Origin of the sequence: Cysteiniphilum halobium (assembly GCF_003574425.1) — a bacterium.
Classification (GTDB): Bacteria; Pseudomonadota; Gammaproteobacteria; order Francisellales; family Francisellaceae; genus Caedibacter; species Caedibacter halobius.
In genome coordinates this window covers 25,421-47,824 of the sequence record NZ_KZ984540.1, presented here as the reverse complement: position 1 = coordinate 47,824, position 22,404 = coordinate 25,421, and the positions used below count along the sequence as shown (strand labels likewise).

The window sequence follows — 22,404 nt, the reverse complement described above, 5'->3', positions numbered from 1 at the left end:
AATATTTACAAGCGGTATAACGATCTTCGACACTAAACACCACAAAATGACTTAAGATAGGTAATAGCTACTATACACCTAAGAATGTCTTTATAGCTGCAGCAATAATTTTTCTAATTGGATTGATAGCAGCAATACCGCCGTGCTTACGACTGACGGTTCCGTCAACAGCAAGCTTAAATTCATTTGAAGCCACTGTATCATTGGTATCAAGAACCGCAAAAGAGCCAACCCCATTAGCAGAGAGGATATGCCCCGTTTGCAAATCTGTTTTATCCTTAGTATTCGCTGAGATAAACTTATTATACTCGCCATCTGGATCTCTTGGGTTAACAAAAGGCTTAAGTTTAGCAGGAAGCTTATTAGCAACTGCATTTAACAAACTGTGATCCCTAATAGCAACTACGCCTCCATTTTCTACAGAAAACAAGAATGACTGAATCGATATATGCGAATTGTTTTGCAAATAATGATAACTAGGATCCGTCAAGGTATTGGTTCTAGCATCAATATTCAACGCAGCTATGCCTAAGTTTGATGAATCCAACAACGTAATATTAGGACTTCTATTCACACTATCAACCGTAATTTCAGGGTTTTCAAGCGTGATAATACTACCAAACGCCAACTTACCTGAATCTGAAGATGCAAGAACAACTTTAGAATTCTGATCAACGGATGACAAGATAAAAGTCGAGTTTTTAGCTGCTATATGCGAGGATAGCCCAAGAGCGAATTTACCTGCTTCATTCTTTACTTTATTCTTTGCTAATAATGTATTGCTAAAACCTGAAAAACTTGCATGATTGACATCAATGTGCCCACCCATATCTGCTTCCAAAGCAACTGATCTAGCTACATTTGTCGTAAAGTTTAGATTATTAATCTCAACTTTAGGTGCATTGCCCGGGTTGACAATAACTGCCTGATCTGTGTTGATATTATCTGTTATTGTTGTTTGATTCTGATGATTATTTGTCTCACCTTGAATGGCAATATCTATAACAGGATATTTTAACTGTGAGAATGTTGGAATTGTAAGGCTACTATTTCTAGATTCGCTCTGCGTAAGCGTAAACTCTACTTTAACTGGATGTCCTGCCTTATAACCAGACTCTTCGACTTGTTGATTAATAAAATCAGCATTGATTTGACTTAAAGAGCTAACATTCAGCTTAATTGTATCAAGACTTTGATCACTCGCTAAAACTGCTTTTGTACTAAGACCAAACCACCCTTTTGTTTCAATATTAATTGTTGTTACATTATTTGGGAACATATAATAATGTAGCTGATTAGTTGCCCCATTAAAGACATACTGAATCTCGTTATTATTATTTAGCAAACATATCGACCACTGTTTTTTTGAATGACTTAACCACTTATAGTGCGTGTTAAGAAATGAAGCATTTTGCCGTGGTAATCGTATTAGTGGCTGACCAATACCATAAGTTGAATACAGAAGTCCGGATCGCAGATGTGCATTGTAATTAACAATAAGCTGTGATTCGCCTTGTGGGCAGCTGGCATTAGCCATTGCAACAGTTCCACCGAGCAATACACTAAGTATTGATGCTGATATTTTTTTCCTCATTTAAATCCCCCTTTTATAGATTGATATAATTCCAACATTGTAGTTATAAAACTACATTTTTATTGTAATACAAGAAATATAAATGTGATAAATAAATTTAATACAATCAGGTTGAATTTATTTCTATTATACTTAATAAATCAATTCTCTGCATCATAAACACCTTGATATAAATCGATCATTGAAACAGCTTTGCTATCATATTTTGTTATTGTAGAAGGCATGTTACTAAGATGGCATGTTAACTCAGTTTTTATCTGACAATCATAGGCATTTTCACATATAGGATTCCCACCAAGCGTTTTAAAAAAAACTTGTGGACTTGTCGTCGGATCATATTTTTTACCTTTGGCAATAAATTGTGTTTCTATTGGACTCCCTTTTATTGTTAATATTTCTGTTAGAGTTACTAAACATACATAGTTATGTTTATAGAAATTCAATTCGTCATGAGTAAAATTAAAATTCAATGTAATATTCTTAATATTCTTGGATAACTGCTTATCTCTATTTGTGATATCAAACTTGTTTTTATAGTAGACCACATAACCTTTTGGAACGGTTTTAGGAGGTGGTGATGTTGTGGAGAAATTTTGAGCCTTTACTACAGGATATGCCGCATACTTGCCACCCCTCGAAACTACCGTAGTACCACTACTAAAGTCAACCTGTGTTGTAAATTTTGACTCCATTGATAGGATTGGATCAGGTTTAAATATAACACTAAATTCTACATCTTGATGATAGCCCCCTGAACTGGAAGACGGCAAAGCTCCTACGTAACTCTTTAACTCAAGATTTAGTAAACTACTATTATGAATAGCCCCGCTAGATAATTTGTTTAACACATTGTTAAAGTCAGAGGTGGCAAAAGCGCCAGACCTATGCTTTTTCGTCGAATAAAGAATGGTATTCCCAGTATACGGAATTGGAAGTGGGAGCCCACTATTATAATTAGTAGCTTTACTAACAGCAAAGCCTTCATAATCTCCAGCACCTGAGGAACTGGACGCATGTGCCCAGTATGACTTTCCATCACTTTTCAAACCATCAATAGAAATATGGAAAGATATGATTTGATATGTATAAAGGGTATACACTCCAGTTTGATTAGCGTCAGATCCTACCCAATAAAAACCTGAACCCCCAAATGATAATTTTGTTTGATTACTATCCATAATTAAGCAGAGATATTCATTATTTGCAGAAGAAGATATAAAAGAGTACATATAACTAGTATCTCTAGCAGTGGCTGAAAGCGTATAAAACCCTGGACTACCAGTGTCATAGATCGGCTGCATCTCAAGTTTTTTAAGAACATTAACATTATTAGAGTTTAAAGGGCTGGGATTACTACCAACCTCCATCAAATGACAATTAGAAAACGCCGTTGCATCTAAAACTGATTCACCTGTGAAAGTTAAATATCTATAAGAGTAACTTAAATTTTGTAAAGAGATACAAAATAAAATAGCAATAAAAAACCTCAAGAACAAAATGCACCTCCCCATACTGCGCATAAATTTTCAGTATGATCTTGCGCATCACGGATTTGGAAACCAAGTCCATACTGATGATTAATCATCCGTCCTGTTGTACCAATAACTTCTCCTGCGTGAATTTCTTGACCTTCGTCGACATCAATAGCACTCAGATAATTATATGCTGATAAATGATGATCCGCATTTTGAACAATGACCATTTTGCCAAGTTTAGCCAGACCGACTCCTGCATAAATAACTTTACCTTGTGCTACAGCATATACCTCTGTATTGGCATTATTTGTTGCAATTAGACTTTCTTTTGAATGCGCAGATACTTCAACTGCTTTAATGCCTTTAACCGGTAGAAGCCACTGACGATTGCTTCTAAACGCCCTAGTGCGCGCATGAGCAATTGGCTTAGGTAGTTGCGCTATTTTATTAGGGTTATCTTGCTCTTTTACTGGGTTTGACACTTTTGCAACAACGACTGCTGTACTGGGCTTGGCAAGATGTGCATTAGATGGCTGCACAATCGTCGAGTTTGCATCTACTGCGCCTGATGCATTTAATGATTTATCAGAGACTTGTAATTGCTGATCTGAATCTAAATTTCCTTGAGGAATTTGCAGTGATTGACCAACCATAATACGATTAATATTCGTAATATTATTTTGCATCGCCAACGTATCAACATCCGTGCCAAACCTTGCTGCTATCTTGCTTAATGTATCTCCAGCAACAACGGTATAACTCTGTAGCTTAGAATGCCTTGAAGGATACTTAGCATAAGCATAGTGGGCATTTGCTTGTTGATACATTTGACTTGATAACGTTGAAATTGCTTGAAGTCTATCCATATCGGTACTGACATCATCTATCGATTGAACATTTGCAAACAATAAAATAGGCACATTTAAAAATGCCACACTCAAAAAACATGCAATTTGTCTTAACATTATAAAGCTCCTATTTTTAAGGTGTTTTGTACGCTTGAGGATCACAGCTCATCGTTGAGCATATATAAGAGTAACTATCATCAGCCAAACTATATGTTATACTTGATATAAATTCGTCTGGTGACTTGCATTTACTGAAATTAAGATCTGGAATCTTACCTGCGTCGTGCTGAGGTGAAACTTCTGTCTCCTGACAGGCAAAATGTGAAGATGTATTTGGCTCAGCTATTGAGTATGTAACACAAAAGCCAAACGATACCATGAGCATACATCCACTACTCGCCAATAATATATGTCTTATAATTTTCTTGCTTGATATTAGCATAACTGTCTCTCTCTTGAATAAATTTGATCAGTAGTGGCATTAAAAGCGTCTCTACTCTTAATGGATAATAAATAAAAAATACTTACGCATATAATCGCATAAAAAAAACCAAGATTTAAAAATAGATAAAATGAGATATAGCTTATAAAAAGTTGTCGCTTAAAAATCAAGGAATCAATAACGCACAAGGCCATAATAGCACACAGCAAGCAAAAGAAATAAAGTGCTATAGCCAAAATAATACTATAACTACAAACACCATAATCAATAACAACTAAAAATGCAGATAACGTAAAGACTGCTTCAACCAGCACATAGTCAAAAGCTATTTTGCACTGACAAGATTTACACCTTCCAAGTGTCAAAAAATAGCCAACAATCGGCAAGATATAATATGGCTTAATTGTCTTTTTACATTTTGGACAACGCGATGGACTAAATAAATATTCAAACCCATTCATTTGACCTAACAATAGATACTTAATCCGTGAAGCAAAGACCATCAAAGAGCCACTTAACACGTAAAAAATATAGCAGACCAATAAGCTTAACATATAATTTCCTAATGGCAGTTTGCACTTGATAAGCTAACTATCTCATCTTGGCATACCACTTGCGTAGGTTCGTACTTCGTTGTCGATAATGTGCCATCTGAATTAAAGTGTGGGTTCATAAAAAACTCTGTCATAATACAGTTTTTGATTAAATTACCAGAAGATATATGATCATTAATACCCTGAAAGTTAAATTGAGTCTGAGGATAAGACACTAAATGTGGAGTTTTGTGATACTGCGCACCAAAATAATCAATATCGCTTGGTTTATTATCTAATACAGCCTTAGCACAACTGGACTGACTTGGAGATGCTATCGAATAGATCGTATCCCCTAGCACCTGATCAAAAACAGATAATAGCAACGCACAAATAATAAATAAGGCTAAACTAAATTGATATTTCATATATTTCACCATCGACATAAACACTCGCTGACTTTATTTGGGACAAAAAGCCATAATAGCGCCTGATATTTGAAATTTTTTTGATCCCATTGAGGGACACGGATTAGTTGGCCCAACTTTACATAAGCCATTTGTCCCCATAATCATATATTGCAAGCTAGGAGATACCACACATGATCCTGAAGTAGGACATTTGCCACCCGCAGAAGTTATCGTTACAGTAGGATATAGTGCTGTAATCGGTAATCCACCAAGATTAACTTGTGAAATCAACACCATAAACTGTACTTGATCAGGAGTGCATGCGCCTGGTAAGTTTTTTATGTCTATCTTTTGTTCTTGTGGAGCGTAATTCGTAGAATCAAGAGAAATAGGATAGAGTTTAGTCCTATCATTATTAGCTTGGGTAGATATCACATAAGCTGCTGTCATCCCGATCCAACTCTTAACTGTTTTACTACAGTCAACTCTATTATCTATATGTGACTGTGGGACTCCGCTTAAAATACCAGTCTGATGCGTTTTATCGACACAGAACGAAATATCGACTTGTCCCTTATGTCCACTATCGCCTTTCATTGACACCAAAGACCAATAGCGGCCATATGTCTGATCTTTTGTAATAAATTTTTCAGCTTCCATCTTCTGAGTGAAATCAATTTTTGGTAGCGTCCCACTTTTTGACTGAGCATAATTTTTCACGGCAACAAATAGCTGATTAATCTCAGTAACTGAGCTTTGTTCTTGTGAAAATGAACGCGCTTTATTGATAAAGCTAAAAAAGATAACAATTAATAATCCCCCAATAACAATGACCAGTAGCATCTCCACGAGACTCATCCCATGCTGTCTTAGTTTGTTTCTCACCTCTCTCCCCTTTATCTTTATACTTACTTAAATATTTATCAGAACTTAAGCTACTTGCTATAGGTACGCATTTAATTGGTTGGTATAAATAATTTTATTTTTATCAATATCATATTTAGTTGCCCTACCAGGTGCTGTTTTCAGCTGGCAATCTCTCATTGTGTTACATAGGTAAATCACTGATCTATTAATATTAATCAACTTGAGATTATCTACCTCAATATAGAAATTAATCAATTCTTGTGGCGCTTTTTGAATATTTTTAGTCTTAAAGTGGTATATAGGCTTTTTAGTAGTGCCTTGTGTTTTATCTGGAAAATGCAGCTGCAATATTTGTTCAGTTTTATCTGTTATATAGCCACCCGTCTGCAAAGAATTAATGGTGCTCATTGTAGCCTTAGATAAACAATGTCTAGCAGAACCCCCATTAATAATACAGTTATGGTAATAGGCATTTACCCCCTCTAAAGCCTGTACAATAGCATAATCAAGTTGTGATATTTCGTTTGAAATTATGATGTCTCTTCGCAAAGATTCAATCCATCCAAAACCACTGGTAAGTACAAGAAAAGCAATAATTATAACAAGTAAACATTCAACTATGGTAAGTCCATGTTGATACTGTAGTTTTGGTTGCAGCAACATATAAACATCTCAATATATTTTTAATTTAATTCAAACAGTCATAGTAGTTTTATAAATTTCATTCATGGCTTACTGGAAACTTTATATTTTCTGCTAGTTCTTCTATGTCTATACTTATATAAATACCCTTACCCACTAACTCAAAATACCATATTATCTAAAGTCTTTCGAACCTTCCGCATAACCAAAATGTTTTGCAAACAATTATATCTTGATGAAAACGATCATTCTAAATTTAATGTAAAGTTATAGGTATCACCCGCTGATGAGCAATTTATGGTATTGCCTGTTGGTTGAAGCAAGCCACTATCAATCATAGAAGAGGCGAACATAGCTAATTTTCTACATAATCCCGACGGCGCAGATCTGCCAGATGTAGCTCCACCAGATACGGTTAACGTAGCTGTCGCCCCTGACGTTCCAGTACCTTTAGTTATATTTAAGTTTGCAATATATGGGTTCCCATAGGGATCAATTGTATGGGCAACACCCAAATCTGTTATCTGAATTGTAGTTATTGGAATATGTTTCATATTAGGACTATATAGATTCTCTGCTTGTGTAACTTGATCAGATAAATCCTCAATATACGTATTTATTCGTGCTGAATCCCTAGCATTTCCATAAAGGTAAAATGCAGCCACTAGAATAATTACCCCTATAATAATAGCTAAAAGGGTTTCGACAATTGTTAAACCTTTTTGCTTATTTCGCTTCTGCATTCTCATACTAATATTCATTATATCTCCTCTGAATAATTCTCTGTTTTGTTTGATTTTTTATAACCTAATTTGCCTCTAAGTTATTACAAGCTACTTAGTAGATAATTTATTTTTTTACAAATTATTTAGGAACTTTGTTACTTCTCAATTTTTAAGATGCCATATACTGACTTAACATATAAATTGCTAACATTCCCCATAAAATATTTACAAATGATAACCCAACAAGAACACCTCCTATTCGTTTAGCCTGCATAACCATTTTATTAACCAATTCACCACGCATATTTTTGCCAATCTGTTCACATTGATTTTCAAACTGATTGGTAATTGCCAATGATTTAAAAATCGCTGTTTCTTGCGGCGTAAAAAAAGTATTCGCAAAAGCCTCCTCTAGTGACACAATACCTTGCGCAATATTATGTTGTATTTTTCGGCACTGCATTTTGACATAGGGTGATCCTGATTTTAAAACCTTGTTGTTTGCCTCAAGAATTAGATTATTCGCTTTGAATAAGATCCCCAATTGCATCATATAATTAGCAGCATTCAATCGTTTATATAATTTAAATATCGGCAACTTATCAATCACTGAACGTTGCGTGCTAACAAAGAATCTCAATGTCAGATAAAGTGCAATCGCTAGTGCAATCAAACAAACAAGAACGACATAAAGACCACCATCTGTGTAAAAATGCCCCAATTGCAAATACCACGATACTGAAGTGGGCAACTCAGCAGCTGACTTGTTCTCTGGCAGTTGGGATAATAGCTGTGGAAAAATCGATAATACAAAATAACTTGTGAGCACGATAGAGCCAACGGCTAATGTCAGGCCATAAGTAATCTTACCCATAATCAACTTGGGTAAGGACGATGATTTACCCAGTGATTCAAGCATATTATGAAGCGCATGCGCAAAGTTGGCATTACTGCCACCTTCTCCTGCCTCGACAATATGCCCTGCCGTCTCGCCATACCAGAACTTAATCGCCTGTGAAAAGGCGATTCCATTCATTAACGAACGATTAATATCTCTATAGATATATTGCAATACCTTGTTTGTACAATAAGAAGGTAAAATAGATTTTAAGATAACATTGAGACTCAATCCATAATTAAGACAGTCATATATTACCGTCATAAAATTAAACTTATCTTTATGACTGAAGTTATATTTAATCCAGTATTTTTTTAGCACATCAAGTTTCATACAAATCCTCAAGTATTCATATTATATCTGCGATATCAACCGCATCTTCAACTGAAACATCACCTCTTAAGATAGGGTCAATCAGTTTGGCTTTAATATCTTGATTGTTTCTTGACAACTCTTCTTGCCACGTGTGCCAGTCGTTATTTTTGATATACTCAAACTCACGTTTACCCATATCTATTACCTCTGCAATCAATATTCGTCCCGAGATGCCTGTATTAGCACAATGCATACAATTTGAGTGTTCATTACGTTTGTAAATATTCTCGCCAAAATGTCTTATATGTAGTGGATTGTCATCTTTGACTTTACACTCTGAGCACAAGCGTTTAACTAAAGTCTGATAAACCAGGCACAATAAGAAATTAGGATCCAGTATGGAATATAGATCAAGCCCTAGATCCAATAATCTAAATACAATATTAATTGCCGAGTTGGTATGAATAGTTGTAATGACCAAATGCCCCGTTATCGACGCTCTTGACATAATTTTAGCGGTTTGCTCATCGCGCACCTCACCAATAACAATTTGATCAGGATCCATACGCAATGTCTGCCTTGTCAGCTCAAAGAAACCACCAAGCTCTCCACCTTTTGTTGGTACTTGTGTTGCATTACTGAGCTTTTTCTCAATTGGGTCTTCGATTGAGTAAACTTTACTTTTTTTCGGTAATTGACTAACTAACGAAGCCAAGGTTGTAGTTTTACCAGAACCGGTTGCCCCTGATACAATGATTGCACCTGCTTTTTTCCTGATTACTTTTTGCAAAACCTGCAGTTGATCTTCGGTATAACCTAGCTCAAGGAGACTTGGTATCTTTGTATCAACGGTTAATATCCGCATAACACAATCAAAATTTGGGTAAGGGTAAGCAGGGATACTTGCTAATCTTACCCGTATCATCTTATTATTCTTAAGCTCCAAATCCATCGATGCATCCATCGTGATCAGTGGGCTAAAATGCTCTTTTACATCATCACTTTCCCTATTAAAGGCGATATAACATATCTTAAAGGCATCATCTGTTGCTAACTCTCGATAAATAAGGAGCTCACCATTGATTCGAAACCTGACTTTTGACGTATCCTTACGCACCTCCATATGCACATCACTGACATCTTGCCTTACCGCATCATAGATAATCTCAAGGAGTAACTCACGTATCCTACTATCTTCATCTATTTCAAGCTGACTTTTATCCTGTAAATTTAATGCTAGCTGCGATGTATTAATGTCATAAAATTCATACAAATCAACTAAGCAACTTTGTGACACTACAATATACTTTTTCACCGCAATCGCATGCTTCGCCAGGATGTGCATGATCTTAATTTTGATCTCCGGCGTGCATTTATTATTCACAACAACCGTGCCATCCTGGAAAAGCAAGCAACTGCCCTCCCCAATATTAATACACCAATCAACCGTCTCTTTAAATAAGATCAGGTTTGTTGGTAGATCTTTAATATTGTCAACCAGATTTAAAAAGGTATTTTCTTGTAACATCTCTCTACCGCTAGTTTATAAAGTTAACATTCTCGTTGCATTGTAATTGGCATCAAATAGTACAACTAAGTGGCTAGCTATCTTTTTAACTTCAATACCATCAATCGTCTGACCTTGCCTCACAAGATAATCTTTGCCTTTTAAAGTCAGCAAAGCAGCATAACCAAGACCTTTATCATTCGAAATACCAGACAACGTAACCCTATTTAGCAGTGTTTGCGGTTGGTTATTCTCAATCGCAAGATTTGCGTGATTGTATTTTTGTAATAACTGTTGATTTTCAATTTGCATTTGTAAGTATTTATTCTGCTCAGTCATCAACTGCATCTTATAATTAAGCGCTGCGATTTCTTTTGATTGCTGTTCAAGTTTTTGAATTGTTGAGCCGCTATCGCTATTTGTCACTGCATATGCTGCATTTACAACCTGTGCCTGAGGCTTTTTAGCTATTTGTACATCATCATTATGCTTAGTCAAGCCACCTGTTGGTATTGTGGCGGACTGAACTTGACTTTGTTTAACCGTTGACATAGGCATACTGCTATTATCTACTGCAGGATTAGAACTAGTGGCAGCTAAACCAGACATAACAGCTGCTAAATATATGACTGGCACACACAGATTAATTTTTCTCATCATCTTACACTCCAAAAAACTCTATATTAATATCTATATCCCATAATAAATCATTTGAATTATCCAAAGGAGTTGAAGTAAAGCTGATCACTTTACTGGCAAATGATTGCGTACTTTGGATAATCGAAGCCACTTCATTCAAAGTTACTGCCTTAAGACTAAGCGTTAAATCTTCGGTTTTATAGCCTTGAAAACTTTTGACAACAGATAACTCATAGGCAATTTTATGCTTAAAATCTATCTTCTTAATAAAAGTAAGATAATCAATAACATTGTGATTGATCTCTGCTTTGTGCTTAAATAAATCACTGCTCTGTTCTTTATTTTGTTTCACCAAAAATGTAATAGATGCATGAGCTAAGCTTTTCTGATCATCCAACACAAGCGATAAGTGATGCTCTTTGGCTTTGCTGACAACATCTGACAATAACAGAGAGTCAACGAATTTAAATGCTAAGCCAAAGGTTATCGTGTTATTTTGATACGTTATAGAGTGTATGGTCGTCAACTCAGGATATGTGCTATTTATTTGACTGAAACCCTTAAAATAAGCTTTTACGATGTCATCTGCTAATATCATTGTGTCGACGTACTGATTATACATATCGACTACTTTTTTAGGTTTCGCTGTAAGCTTAGTCTTTTTGGCTTCAAAACGGTGCTGTTTAGCAATTTTCATTTTCATCGCTCTTAGCTTTGCAGCCATATCATCATTTGCGCTGGTGTGATGCGACAAAAAGTAATATCCAAAGACCAAAATTAATACAACAATAACCAGCAATATAGATAACTTTTTCTTATCCTTTAAAAATCCTACATTATGACCAGTGGCTATTTTTTTAAATTTAAACATGCCAATTGGTTTTAAGCTAGCCCCAATGCTTTGAGACAATTCAAACAGGTTAATTTCTACACCATTACCATTAATACCTGAGATAAGGCTCAGCTCATCCTCAGAAAGATTAAAGCTCTCTATCTCTAACGGATGTTCATCGTATCCTAGTAGAATATTGATTTGGCTAACACAAAATGCGATATTATCAACCTTACCTTCATATATTACCCGCCCACTTGCGATCGAGACAAGCGTAAAAAAACCGTGCTTATCTTTTTCAATGTATAGGTATTTTAAAGGTGATAATTTATATTCAAGAATTAATCCAGATAACAAATAGCCCGGTTTATCCGCATAATAAACTTTTTTAAACAGATCACTGTGACAATAATATTCATTATCTCCTGCATTATCGCTTATAAATTCCCTCAGCTGTGTTTTTGTTACAACATTACTTGGGATATCGATATCAAAATTAGGTAAAAGATACTGATTTTGTTTACTCTTAACACTCATACAACTACCTGTATACCATTATTGTTGAATATACGGGGTTATTAACAAGATGGTTTCATAAGTGTCTTGTTTGGTAGAATTTGAACCCAATATATTCGTTCCGAGATTTTTCAAATTGTTATACTCATTATCGTGGGAAATATAGCCTCCCATAAGTAAAGTTTGCCCATTATTTAGCATTGAAATTTGATTAAATTCTTTATTTTCAACAACTGGTAAATCAATTTCAGCTTGTTCCTTATCAACATTACCACTCTTTTTGATACCCTCAATGGTCGATAAGTCAACTGATATGCGCAAGACCACTTTATCATCTTGGATATGTGGCAAGATACTAAGTTTAATACCTGAAGAGATTGCACCCGGCTCTAAGCTTGCTTGTAGCAAAGGCCCCTCCCCACCTGAACTTGTGGTTGTATTTGTTGTCGTTACTTGTTTTACATAACCCGTTAGCATCGTCTGCGCTACCTGTGCCGCATGATTATTCAATGTCGTTACCAGTGGCTCTTGCGTTAAATACACTTGACCTTTAGTCTGTAAATATTGAATTAGTGAACTTGCGAGTTTAATAGAGCCTGTCGTCGAATTTACAGCTGCTCCAATCGTTGTATTGTCAACTAATGGATTGTAGTTACTTACGGCACTAAGGACAGTATTACTAAGACTCCAACCATTTTTGAGTTGTAATTGCTGAAAATCAATACCTCTACTAAAGCCTTTATTTAATTTTACCGTTAATACCTGCACCTTAAGTAGGACTTGTTTTGATATCATTTTATTGTATGCATTAACCCAGGCACCAATTTCTGCCAAGTTCTTTACAGCATCGGTCACGGTAACTACCGATGCAGACTGTTCAATGCTATAACTACCATTTTTAGACTCTAACTTCTCAACTGCATTTTGTACATCTCGCCAAATATCCACCTCTCCTTTGGCTGAGTTTTTTGAACCTTCGGATGAATTACCACTACTAGATGAGATTGAACTATAATCATCTTGTACAGTACCAAGTTGGTTATCGTTTTCTGAGGATATTTGAAACTGATTATTGCCAGGCATTGCATTAATATAGAAAGACTTAGTTGCATAATCATTAACAACAATCGAATTATTGTTCTTTTGGAAATATTTATTTAATCTTTCTGATAGAAAACTGACAAAATCAGACATACTTCCAGAAAAATTAATATCATACTTTTGCTTTTTATCAATCGATGAGTTATTAACAACAGAAACACCTCTTGCTGAAAAAACCAGCTGAACAATCTGATCAAAGGTCAAAGAACCATCAACTTTTACCTGCCCTTGCTCCCATAATGGTTTGTATTGAACATATGAGACATAGTTTTGGTCTAAAACTTTGACTTGACCGCCTTCTTTTTTGCTATTTGTCTTATCTGATTCTGCAGCTTTTACATGATTATCTATATTGCTCTTAGCAGCTGCTGTTTTCGCCATAACATCATCACCATATGGTGACATCATACTGCATGATGATAAAATCAAAATAATACTACAAAATGACGATTTTAAAGCAAGATGCTTAATTCTTTTTTTGTACATAACTCACCCACAAATTAAAATTATAAAAATTTTATTCAGCCCCAAAAACAAGACCACTATTGATTACTATTATTAAGCCAATTAATATTTAGATTAAAATATCAACCTATCTTAACAACGAGCACTTTGTTTTTATACATTGAAGCTTCAATCGGATAACCTTGAGCTATAAGCTTATTGAGTGCATCTTGTAAAGTATTTGCCTTGATTGTGAATTCAGAAGTAATGTTGACATCTTTACCTCCTTGAACGATCAAATGCCAACCAAATAACTCAGCAAGTCTTTTTAAATTAAATAATAATGTATTATCTGGCTGGATTTTTAGACTATACAAATAGTCTTCAGATGATGTTGAAACTGTCTTGTTATCGGCTACCGTACCCCCTACAGATGCTGTGTTGGCGTCTTTAGGATTGATGCTTTTGCCAGAGGCAGCCTGTTTGTCAATTTTAGCGTGATAATCTTGATCAACTGTAATGATTTTTTTACTGTTAACGGGATCTTTTTCAGCTGGAGCATTACCTGCTGCTATAGGGTTTGAATGGTTATCATCCCCATGCGCTAAAGCCTTTATTACACTTTTTCCATTGATTTCTTTGTTATTACTTGCTGAATTTTTTATTTTTTTGGCTTTGATATCATGCGATAAATGATTGCTATCTGTTGATTCTTGCTTTGCCACAGCAGCCTCAGCGTGAACATGCTCATGCTCACTAGCATCAGGTTTAATCGCTTTTTCGCTTATTTTTCTAACTGCTTGACAGTATTGCGCCCCTTTTCCAGAACAATTAAAATAATTACTCAAAAGTATAAATACTTCCTGTTGTTGTCTTAACGTCATTCCACCAAGATTAAGCTTGCACTCACCACTCATATTGCACACGCCAGATAGGCTTTGTTGACCATATCCAGTTTGGTAATCTGCTGTAAATTTATATAAGTTAGAATCAGATGCGAACCCTAAATTAAACAGACTCACCCCTGCAAGTACAACTCCCGCCAACTTAACCTTCATATATCTCCCCTTTTTTCTATTTTAATTTCTTATCTTATTTCCTAGTAATAAAATCATTTATATGGAATTTTTGAAATACAATCTTGATAACTCCCACTTATAGGTGCAGACCCCACTTGCTTAACTCTCATATCTTCCCCTTTCTCATCTATCAATTTCTTATTTCTTAAATTTCCTAAGAATAAAACTCATCTATATGAAATTTTTGAAATGAAATCTTGGTAACCCCTCTTACCCGAAGACTTTATACAGGTTTTTTGCGCATTACAAGAAACTTAAAATATACGCAAGTGTAAAATAATGAAACCTTATGTCCGCTTCAATCTCTGGATTGTAGTCATTCCAAAGGATTTCTATGCATTTTAATTCACAATTATGATGGAAAGTTTTAGTAAAATTTCTAAAATTGTAGGCAAATTTCTATTGATCAGCATATTTTTAGCGCATAAGCGCTGCTTCTGCTAATGGATGATTAGTCAATAAAAAGCGCTTTGGCGTTTCTGCTAATAAATATCCTTGATAAGGTTGTCCTGCTTTAAAGTACGCATTGTAGTTATTCTCATCAGTAAATACAAAAACACGGCGATTACTTTGCCATACTGGCCAGAATTGCGCTGCAGTTCTTAGTGTCTTCTCAGCACCTGAGTTTGGTAGCTTTGCAGTATTTGCAAGCTCGCCTTCATTGGCAACAATCCATGTCAAACGATCTAAATAAAACTGTGCGTCATAGTAATAACCACCATAATTTGCAACAACTGCATGCGGATATGTTTTCAGTAAGGGCGCGACAATATGCGTCAGTGGACGCACGCTTTTCTGTGCAAAATACTGCGAACCTGACCAACCTAAATTCAAAATAATCATCATCGCACATACAAACCATAACATAATGGCTTTAAGGTTATTACGCTTTAAATAAATAAATCCAGCAATTGCAGTCATAAGAGATACGAGTGCCGCTGGCCAATAAAAGCCTGCAATCTCACTAAAGAACATCGCAAACTTAGGAATAAATGGCAAGATCACAAAAGCACAGGCAATGATAATAAAAAACACCAAAGCAACAATAACGCTCGCCTTGGTTGACTTAGGTAATGTAGATGCATTAAGTATCTTGTCAATGCGTCGCGCGATTAAGATGGCAATGGGAGTTACTATCGGAATTAAATAACCCATTAAAATCGATTTCGAAAAAGCAAAAAACAGCAAAATTGCCATACCCCAGACAAACAAAAACCACTCATTCTCATGCCGCTTACGCATTTTAAACTTAGTTAATACCGATTTAAATACTTGTGGTAAGAAACCAAACCAAGGGAAAAAGCCAACAATAAAAATACCAAAATAAACGAATTTGCTCATTTGTCGTCCCTGGTCATCTGTAGCATAACGCAAGATTTGCTGGACAATAACATAGTAATGGAAAAACTCAGGATGCTGATGATTAACTGCAACAATCCAAGGCACTGAGATAATAAGGACGATGACTAAACCTAGATATAAACGATAATCCAATAACAGACGATACTTACCAATGATAAGCGCCCATAAGCCGATAATCATCATCGGAAAAACAATACCAATTAACCCTTTGGTCATCACTGCAAGCCCTGAAAAAATAAAGGCATTCAATAACCATACATTGGCTTGCCAGCTTGTTTGACGATATTGTCTTGACGCCCAGAACGATAGCATAGTCACCGTTAGGAAAAAGGCAACACCAGCATCAAGGTTTAAATAACGCCCCCCGCCTAAATATAAAATTGACGTCCCAGTAATCAATGCCGCCCACAGTGATACGCGGCGCTTTTGATAGACAATACGACAAACAATATAAACAAAACACACGCCAATAATGGATAACACAGGATTAGGCAGACGTGCTGCCCAGATATTAAAGCCAAAGATTTTTAAGGATAACGCCGTTAACCAATAAATCATCGGCGGCTTTTCAAAATAAATCACTCCATCCAAGTGCGGTACGATGTATTGATGATTGACCACCATTTCACGCGCAATTTCAGCATAACGGCCCTCATCAGGTGTGAAAAGTACTGGCACACCATAAAGACACAAGGCAATCGCCATAATGATTGTTATCAACAGCAAATCACACCAAAATACGCGATCCATTTGCCAGCGAAGGCGGTTTAGCTTTTTTCCCATCGTTTCTATAACCTATATTTGAAGCATTTGAAGCTCAAAATATTATATACATATCAGGTGATATTTTACAGTGGCATACACCACTCATAGGGTATTTATACCGCTTGTAAGCCATTTTGCAGGCGGTATATTACTTTCTCATTTCTTTAGCAATTTTATCTAAGAGTCCATTGACAAAACGATGACCCTCTTTGGTGCCTAACTCTTTCGCCTGATCAACGTATTCGTTTAAAACCACCTGATAAGGTACATCTAAGCAATCGATTAACTCATAAGCACCTAAACGTAGAATCGCCAAATCAATGGGATTGATTGACGCCAAATCATTAGTCGCATAATGATTAATTTTCTGATCGATCATTTCTTTATTTTGATCAACACCATCGATTAAGCGATAGAAAAAATCCCACTCTACAGGATGACGATCAATATTGTCGGCATAAAACTGAAGTTTCAACTCATTGACTTGCGTATTTGCCAATGATTGCTGATATAAAGCCTGCACGGCATGGAAACGCGCACGTCTGCGCTCTTTGACTTTTAGTGACATTGGCAAAACCTTAAAAAATGCTAGCTCCGTTAAAATACGATCGCAAATTATACCCAATCACCAGATAATGTGATAGCGCTAATTATTTTTTTATTAAACTTTGACTGGCGATTACTGATTTAAACGATTATTAATCTATACTCAACATGAGTTCTCGATGGAACACAGTAAGGATAATTTATGGCAAAACACATTACTCGCCCAAAAGGCACATTTGAGGAAGTCATCACCTTAAAGGCGCATACGCGTCTGATCAATGCTATGCTTATCTTAATTGCTATTTCATCGATTTTATTAAGCACACTTTCGCTATTTCGTGCTTTTGATAGCGGTTGGTCACTCAAATACATCTTAGATTTATTTTTAAGTTTTGCTTTAGTTATTTTGATGTTTTATCGTACCAGACTACATAATCAAACTAAATCACATATCATTCTGCTTGTTGCAGTGATTGCAATTGTTAATGATTATTTGTTTTATGGTTTACTATCGCCAGTGAGCATTATCTACGGTCTTGCTATCGTTTATGCCTTGAGTTTCTATGCAGAAAAAACCGCACTTATTTTCTCAAGCACAATACTTATTGCCGTTGCGATCATCACCTGCCTGCATATCATTCTTTGGCACAATAATCATAACCAATTGATGACTTACATCGACTCTATCTACTCCTGGTTGTTATTAATTGGCTTAATGATATTTAGTTTGTTATTTATTAGTTTTGTTATTATTTCAATGCGTCGCTTAACGTCGCGCTTATTACAACATGTCAATGACCGCAATGCATTACTGAGCAAAAAAGCCGTGCTTTTAGAAAAGCTCGCAATGACAGATAGTCTGACTGAAATTTATAATCGCAGAGCTTTTTTGGATATCGTTAAGAAGCTACTCCCCATCGCAAAGCATCATCACTATATCTTAATGATCGATATTCGCCAGTTCTCCCGCATCAATGATACATACTCACATGATACTGGTGACAAGCTACTGATTGCTTTTTCACAGCGCTTAGTTCAAGTTGTGCCTAAGAAAAGCATTGTCGCACGCACCGGTGGCAATGAATTTAGCATCCTTATAACACTGCCCGTGGACGATGATATTCAGGCACTTGGCAAGAAACTACAACAACACATGCAACAAAACTATAGCATAGACTACAAAACACTAAGCATTACTACAACGCTGGGAATAGCACCATTTACTTCACAACTGCATTACACATTAAATTTGCGTCGCGCTGACTTGGCTTTATTTTATGCAAAAACGCACAAGAGAGAATATGTTATTTATGATGAAACTATTAATAACTTCTATCATACTGCGCAAACGCTCGAAAATTACATGTATGAAGCTTTTGCACAGAAATCTTTTTACTTTCATTTTCAGCCGCTTGTCGATGGACAAAGTGGCATAATCATTGGCTGTGAGAGCCTTATCCGCTTAAATCATCCTGAGCTTGGTACTATTCGTCCGGATATCTTTATTCCAATTGTTGAGCGCATGGGGCTTGCCGATAAACTCAATTATTACGTTGTGAATGAAGTGTTATGCTATTTTTGTTTGTTGGATTTAACCCCTTCTAAACATTTCAAACTGACACTTAATATTTCCCCCATTGTTTATAACTTTCCAGCACACATGCAATCATTGATTGAACAGATCAAACAACATCCAATTCCCAAGTGGCTCAATATTGAGTTTGAAATTACCGAATCGCAACTGGTACAGCACTTAGAAGGAAACACACTAAACATGAATCAAATGTTTACACAGCTGAAGATGCATAATATTGGGTTATCGATGGATGATTTTGGTACGCAATACTCTTCACTGAATCGTTTTATCAACTACAGTTTTAACACCATTAAGATCGACAAAAGCTTCACCCAACGCCTTGATCAACCACACAATCAACCCGTCATTGGCGCAGTTAAAGCAATTGTGCTATTAGCCAAAGAGCTCAATATCAACCTGATTGCAGAAGGTGCTGAGACAAAAGAACAAGTGAATAAACTAATTGAGTTAGGTTGTACTTGCATTCAAGGTTATTATTTCTATCGACCAATGCCGATTAAAGAACTGATTCAAACCTTCACTGAGAACTGGTCACAACACAATAATCAACCCCAGAGATAATACAAGCAGAATAAGCATTGCCAAGCCACCGGCCAATAACGGCTTACCACCTGATTTAAGCAAAACAACTAAATCGGTATTTAAGCCGACACCAACCATCGCCATCGCCATAAAAAAAGCTGAGATTTCAGCAATATAGTGGCTAATTGGTAAATCAGTTAATCGGTCTAACAGAGTAAACAACCCCAATGTATTAAGAACAATCATCACCAAAAAATATAAAATAAACTTGGGAAAATATTTATGCCAAGCAACTTTGTTTTGCACCTGGCCATCACCTTTATTTGCTTTATTGTGTCTAATACCGATTAACATCACCATCGGTGCAAGTAATAAAATCCTAACCATTTTAACAATTGTTGCTGTTTGTCCTGCAATCGCGCCAAAGGCAAAGCCTGCAGCCACAACTTGCGGGATGGCTTGGATTGATGTCCCCGCCCACACGCCAAATTGAAACTCACTTAAACCAAAGATGTGCCCAAATAGCGGCAAGACAAAAATAGCGATTAAGCCGTATAAAGACACAATCGTCATCGCAATCGCCACTTGCGTTTGATTGGCTTTAACAACAGGTGCTGCGGCGACAATCGCGGAACCTCCGCATATCGCCGTACCAATCGTAATCAGCGATGACATCTTCTCATCAACACCTAAGCATTTACATAACCATAGCGTAACAACATAAGCAACAAGAAGACAAATCAGATTGATCAATAATGCTTGCCCTGAGATTTTAAGCACAGAAAGCAAGTCAAACTTAACCCCCATTAATACAATACCTAAAGGCAAAAACGACTTTGCGGCAAAATTAGCACCTGGGGCAAGTTTCTGCCATAAGCGTGCTGAGCTGATAACGCCTTGTAAGTTTTCGCGTTGATACTCTGCTACCTTATGACGAAAAAAGACATTACCACAGATAACACCAATAATAATCGACAGCACCATTGGTTCTAATGGGTGCATTGCTAAGTTTTGATGATAGATCGTAAACGGTGCAAATGGTAAGTACGCAACAATATAGGCAATAACAACAAGCAATGCACAAAAGAAAAGCCCTATTATTTTGCTCATACTTGCCACATCCGAATCACATGACGCGAGGCATCTAATAACGGCACATCAACTTCGAAGATTTCATATTTTAGCGGCAGTGCTTCTAACATATCCTGTTCGACTTCAGCACCTTTCATTGCGATCATTTGCCCGTCAACTGCCAATAAATGACGACATAAACGCTCAAAATCAGCAATTGAGCTAAAAGCGCGTGAAATGACCGTGTCAAACAAGGTCAGTGGCTGATAATCTTCAACACGAATATTCACGGCGGTGACATTATCCAAGTCTAATACTTTCTTGACATGGCTTAGAAACCGCACTTTTTTGCCGACGCTATCAATAAGGACAAAGTTTACTTCAGGTAACAAAATGGCCAGTACAATTCCGGGCAAACCACCACCACTGCCGACATCCACAACATGTTGACCTTTAATAAACGAAACCACTGACATACTATCAAACACATGCTTGACCAACATTTCATCCCATTGGGTAATCGCTGTCATGTTATAGGTTTTATTCCATTTTTTAAGCAATGATAAATAGTCAATCAATTGATTGATCTGCGCATCATCAATAGTGAGATTAAACTTCGCTGCCGCCTGACGAATCTTGACCTTACTATCATCAAGCATATTATTTAGACAATCTAATGTAATCATTTTGCTTACAACCCCTTCCAGATTCTAATTTTCGTTGTTGAGTATATACCGCCGGTAAATCATTTTACAGTATTTAATCAACGATAATCCAATAACGCCAGACTCTGACATAATTGCCAAAACTTCAGCTTCACTGGCGATTTTAAAGCCTGTTTACGCATCACAATAGCTACCGTTACCGGCGTCATATCAGCAATATTCAACATTTTTATTTTACTGGCTAAGTGGTTATGTTCAACGACAACTTTAGGTAACACAGAGACACCAACACCAGATGAAACAAGTGATAAAATGGCTTCATTACCATCAACTTCGCCATATATTCGTGGCGAAATTTTTTGCATCATTTTGTGTATAGTACTATTGTTTAAAAATTGAGTTGGCATAATAAAAGGATACTGCGCCAAGATTTGATCAATAGAATGCAAATCACTGTCCTTTGATACGACTAAGACCATGCTAGTAATAAGCACAGGATGTGCGCACAAGCTAGCATCAAGCTTTTGATCATCAATAAATGAAATACCGGCATCCATCTGATTACTCGTAACCAAATTAAGCGCATTTTGTATTGACCCTGTTTGTAACTGCAACTGAACATTAGGATATCGCGCATTAAGCACCTCAATAATCCGTGGCAAAATCACATAGGACGCCGTCACCGTACAAAATACACGAATATCACCGCGTAACTTATCCTCATCTGGATGTAGTAGTGCAAATAGTTCATCATTGGCATCAAGCACCTTTATCGCAAAATCATACATACATTTACCGTCATCTGTCAGTGACACATTCCGATTATCACGCTCAAAAAATGTTGCTTCATAAGTTTCTTCAAGTTTTTGAATGACTCTTGTCACTGCGGAAGGACTTAAATAACAGCGCTCAGCAGTTTTGCTAAAGCTTAGCGTTTCCACTAATGTTTTAAATACTTCTAAACGCTTCAGATTCATAAGCCAGCACTCCAACATTCAACATTCAACAT

20 protein-coding genes are annotated in these 22,404 nt (G+C 36.3%); 1 reads left to right on the top strand and 19 read right to left on the bottom strand.

From position 1 onward, the window contains the following. Positions 1-70 precede the first annotated feature (70 nt). The 16 genes from DNK85_RS00505 to nusB form a co-directional block, all read right to left on the bottom strand. Positions 71-1,594 carry a hypothetical protein gene (locus DNK85_RS00505; protein ID WP_119327633.1) on the bottom strand — a complete coding sequence of 508 codons (1,524 nt, stop codon included), beginning with the start codon at positions 1,592-1,594 and terminating at the stop codon, positions 71-73. Positions 1,595-1,734: 140 nt separating this feature from the next. Continuing rightward, positions 1,735-3,084: a hypothetical protein gene (locus DNK85_RS00500; RefSeq protein WP_119327632.1), complete on the bottom strand. Its 1,350-nt coding sequence runs from the start codon at positions 3,082-3,084 to the stop codon at positions 1,735-1,737. After that, positions 3,081-4,034, bottom strand: coding sequence for a peptidoglycan DD-metalloendopeptidase family protein (locus DNK85_RS00495; protein ID WP_119327631.1), 954 nt, complete (start codon positions 4,032-4,034; stop codon positions 3,081-3,083). The genes DNK85_RS00500 and DNK85_RS00495 overlap by 4 nt, the downstream gene beginning before the upstream one ends. Positions 4,035-4,352: 318 nt before the next feature. Next, the gene (locus DNK85_RS12330; RefSeq protein WP_407919656.1) at positions 4,353-4,862 is read right to left on the bottom strand and encodes a prepilin peptidase; all 510 of its coding nucleotides are present in this window, start codon (positions 4,860-4,862) and stop codon (positions 4,353-4,355) included. A gap of 59 nt (positions 4,863-4,921) precedes the next feature. Continuing rightward, positions 4,922-5,320 carry a hypothetical protein gene (locus DNK85_RS00485; RefSeq protein ID WP_119327629.1) on the bottom strand — a complete coding sequence of 133 codons (399 nt, stop codon included), beginning with the start codon at positions 5,318-5,320 and terminating at the stop codon, positions 4,922-4,924. Positions 5,321-5,353: 33 nt separating this feature from the next. Continuing rightward, the gene (locus DNK85_RS00480; protein ID WP_162896441.1) at positions 5,354-6,187 is read right to left on the bottom strand and encodes a type II secretion system protein; all 834 of its coding nucleotides are present in this window, start codon (positions 6,185-6,187) and stop codon (positions 5,354-5,356) included. Positions 6,188-6,244: 57 nt separating this feature from the next. Continuing rightward, complete coding sequence (locus DNK85_RS00475) at positions 6,245-6,832, bottom strand: hypothetical protein (RefSeq protein ID WP_119327627.1); 588 nt, start codon at positions 6,830-6,832, stop codon at positions 6,245-6,247. Positions 6,833-7,056: 224 nt separating this feature from the next. Further along, positions 7,057-7,572: a type II secretion system protein gene (locus tag DNK85_RS00470; protein ID WP_119327626.1), complete on the bottom strand. Its 516-nt coding sequence runs from the start codon at positions 7,570-7,572 to the stop codon at positions 7,057-7,059. A gap of 133 nt (positions 7,573-7,705) precedes the next feature. After that, positions 7,706-8,767: a type II secretion system F family protein gene (locus DNK85_RS00465; RefSeq protein WP_119327625.1), complete on the bottom strand. Its 1,062-nt coding sequence runs from the start codon at positions 8,765-8,767 to the stop codon at positions 7,706-7,708. 16 nt (positions 8,768-8,783) lie between these two features. Beyond that, positions 8,784-10,277 (bottom strand): GspE/PulE family protein, encoded by a 1,494-nt coding sequence (locus DNK85_RS00460; protein ID WP_119327624.1) that lies wholly within the window; start codon positions 10,275-10,277, stop codon positions 8,784-8,786. 15 nt (positions 10,278-10,292) lie between these two features. Then, positions 10,293-10,916, bottom strand: coding sequence for a hypothetical protein (locus DNK85_RS00455; RefSeq protein WP_119327623.1), 624 nt, complete (start codon positions 10,914-10,916; stop codon positions 10,293-10,295). Position 10,917: 1 nt separating this feature from the next. Continuing rightward, positions 10,918-12,264: a hypothetical protein gene (locus DNK85_RS00450; RefSeq protein ID WP_119327622.1), complete on the bottom strand. Its 1,347-nt coding sequence runs from the start codon at positions 12,262-12,264 to the stop codon at positions 10,918-10,920. A gap of 18 nt (positions 12,265-12,282) precedes the next feature. After that, a complete protein-coding gene (locus DNK85_RS00445; RefSeq protein WP_119327621.1) occupies positions 12,283-13,830 on the bottom strand; it encodes a type II secretion system protein GspD in 1,548 nt (515 codons plus the stop codon). 101 nt (positions 13,831-13,931) lie between these two features. Beyond that, complete coding sequence (locus DNK85_RS00440) at positions 13,932-14,846, bottom strand: hypothetical protein (protein ID WP_119327620.1); 915 nt, start codon at positions 14,844-14,846, stop codon at positions 13,932-13,934. A 438-nt stretch (positions 14,847-15,284) separates the two neighbouring features. After that, positions 15,285-17,012, bottom strand: coding sequence for a phospholipid carrier-dependent glycosyltransferase (locus DNK85_RS00435; RefSeq protein WP_119327619.1), 1,728 nt, complete (start codon positions 17,010-17,012; stop codon positions 15,285-15,287). Between the two features lie 130 nt (positions 17,013-17,142). After that, the gene (nusB, locus tag DNK85_RS00430; protein ID WP_119327618.1) at positions 17,143-17,562 is read right to left on the bottom strand and encodes a transcription antitermination factor NusB; all 420 of its coding nucleotides are present in this window, start codon (positions 17,560-17,562) and stop codon (positions 17,143-17,145) included. Between the two features lie 180 nt (positions 17,563-17,742). Here nusB and DNK85_RS00425 point away from each other — a divergent pair, with 180 nt between their 5' ends. Further along, positions 17,743-19,698, top strand: coding sequence for a putative bifunctional diguanylate cyclase/phosphodiesterase (locus DNK85_RS00425; protein ID WP_119327617.1), 1,956 nt, complete (start codon positions 17,743-17,745; stop codon positions 19,696-19,698). Here the strand turns inward: DNK85_RS00425 and DNK85_RS00420 are convergent. The 3 genes from DNK85_RS00420 to DNK85_RS00410 all read right to left on the bottom strand — a co-directional run bounded on the left by DNK85_RS00420 (position 19,669) and on the right by DNK85_RS00410 (position 22,372). Next, positions 19,669-20,769: a YeiH family protein gene (locus tag DNK85_RS00420; RefSeq protein WP_119327616.1), complete on the bottom strand. Its 1,101-nt coding sequence runs from the start codon at positions 20,767-20,769 to the stop codon at positions 19,669-19,671. The two genes, DNK85_RS00425 and DNK85_RS00420, sit on opposite strands and share 30 nt — an antisense overlap. Next, positions 20,766-21,416: a 16S rRNA (guanine(527)-N(7))-methyltransferase RsmG gene (gene rsmG / locus DNK85_RS00415; protein WP_235842333.1), complete on the bottom strand. Its 651-nt coding sequence runs from the start codon at positions 21,414-21,416 to the stop codon at positions 20,766-20,768. Before rsmG ends, DNK85_RS00420 begins: the two co-directional genes overlap by 4 nt. Before the next feature lie 77 nt (positions 21,417-21,493). After that, entirely contained in the window at positions 21,494-22,372 is an 879-nt protein-coding gene (locus DNK85_RS00410; protein WP_162896440.1) for a LysR substrate-binding domain-containing protein, read from the bottom strand. Positions 22,373-22,404 lie beyond the last annotated feature (32 nt).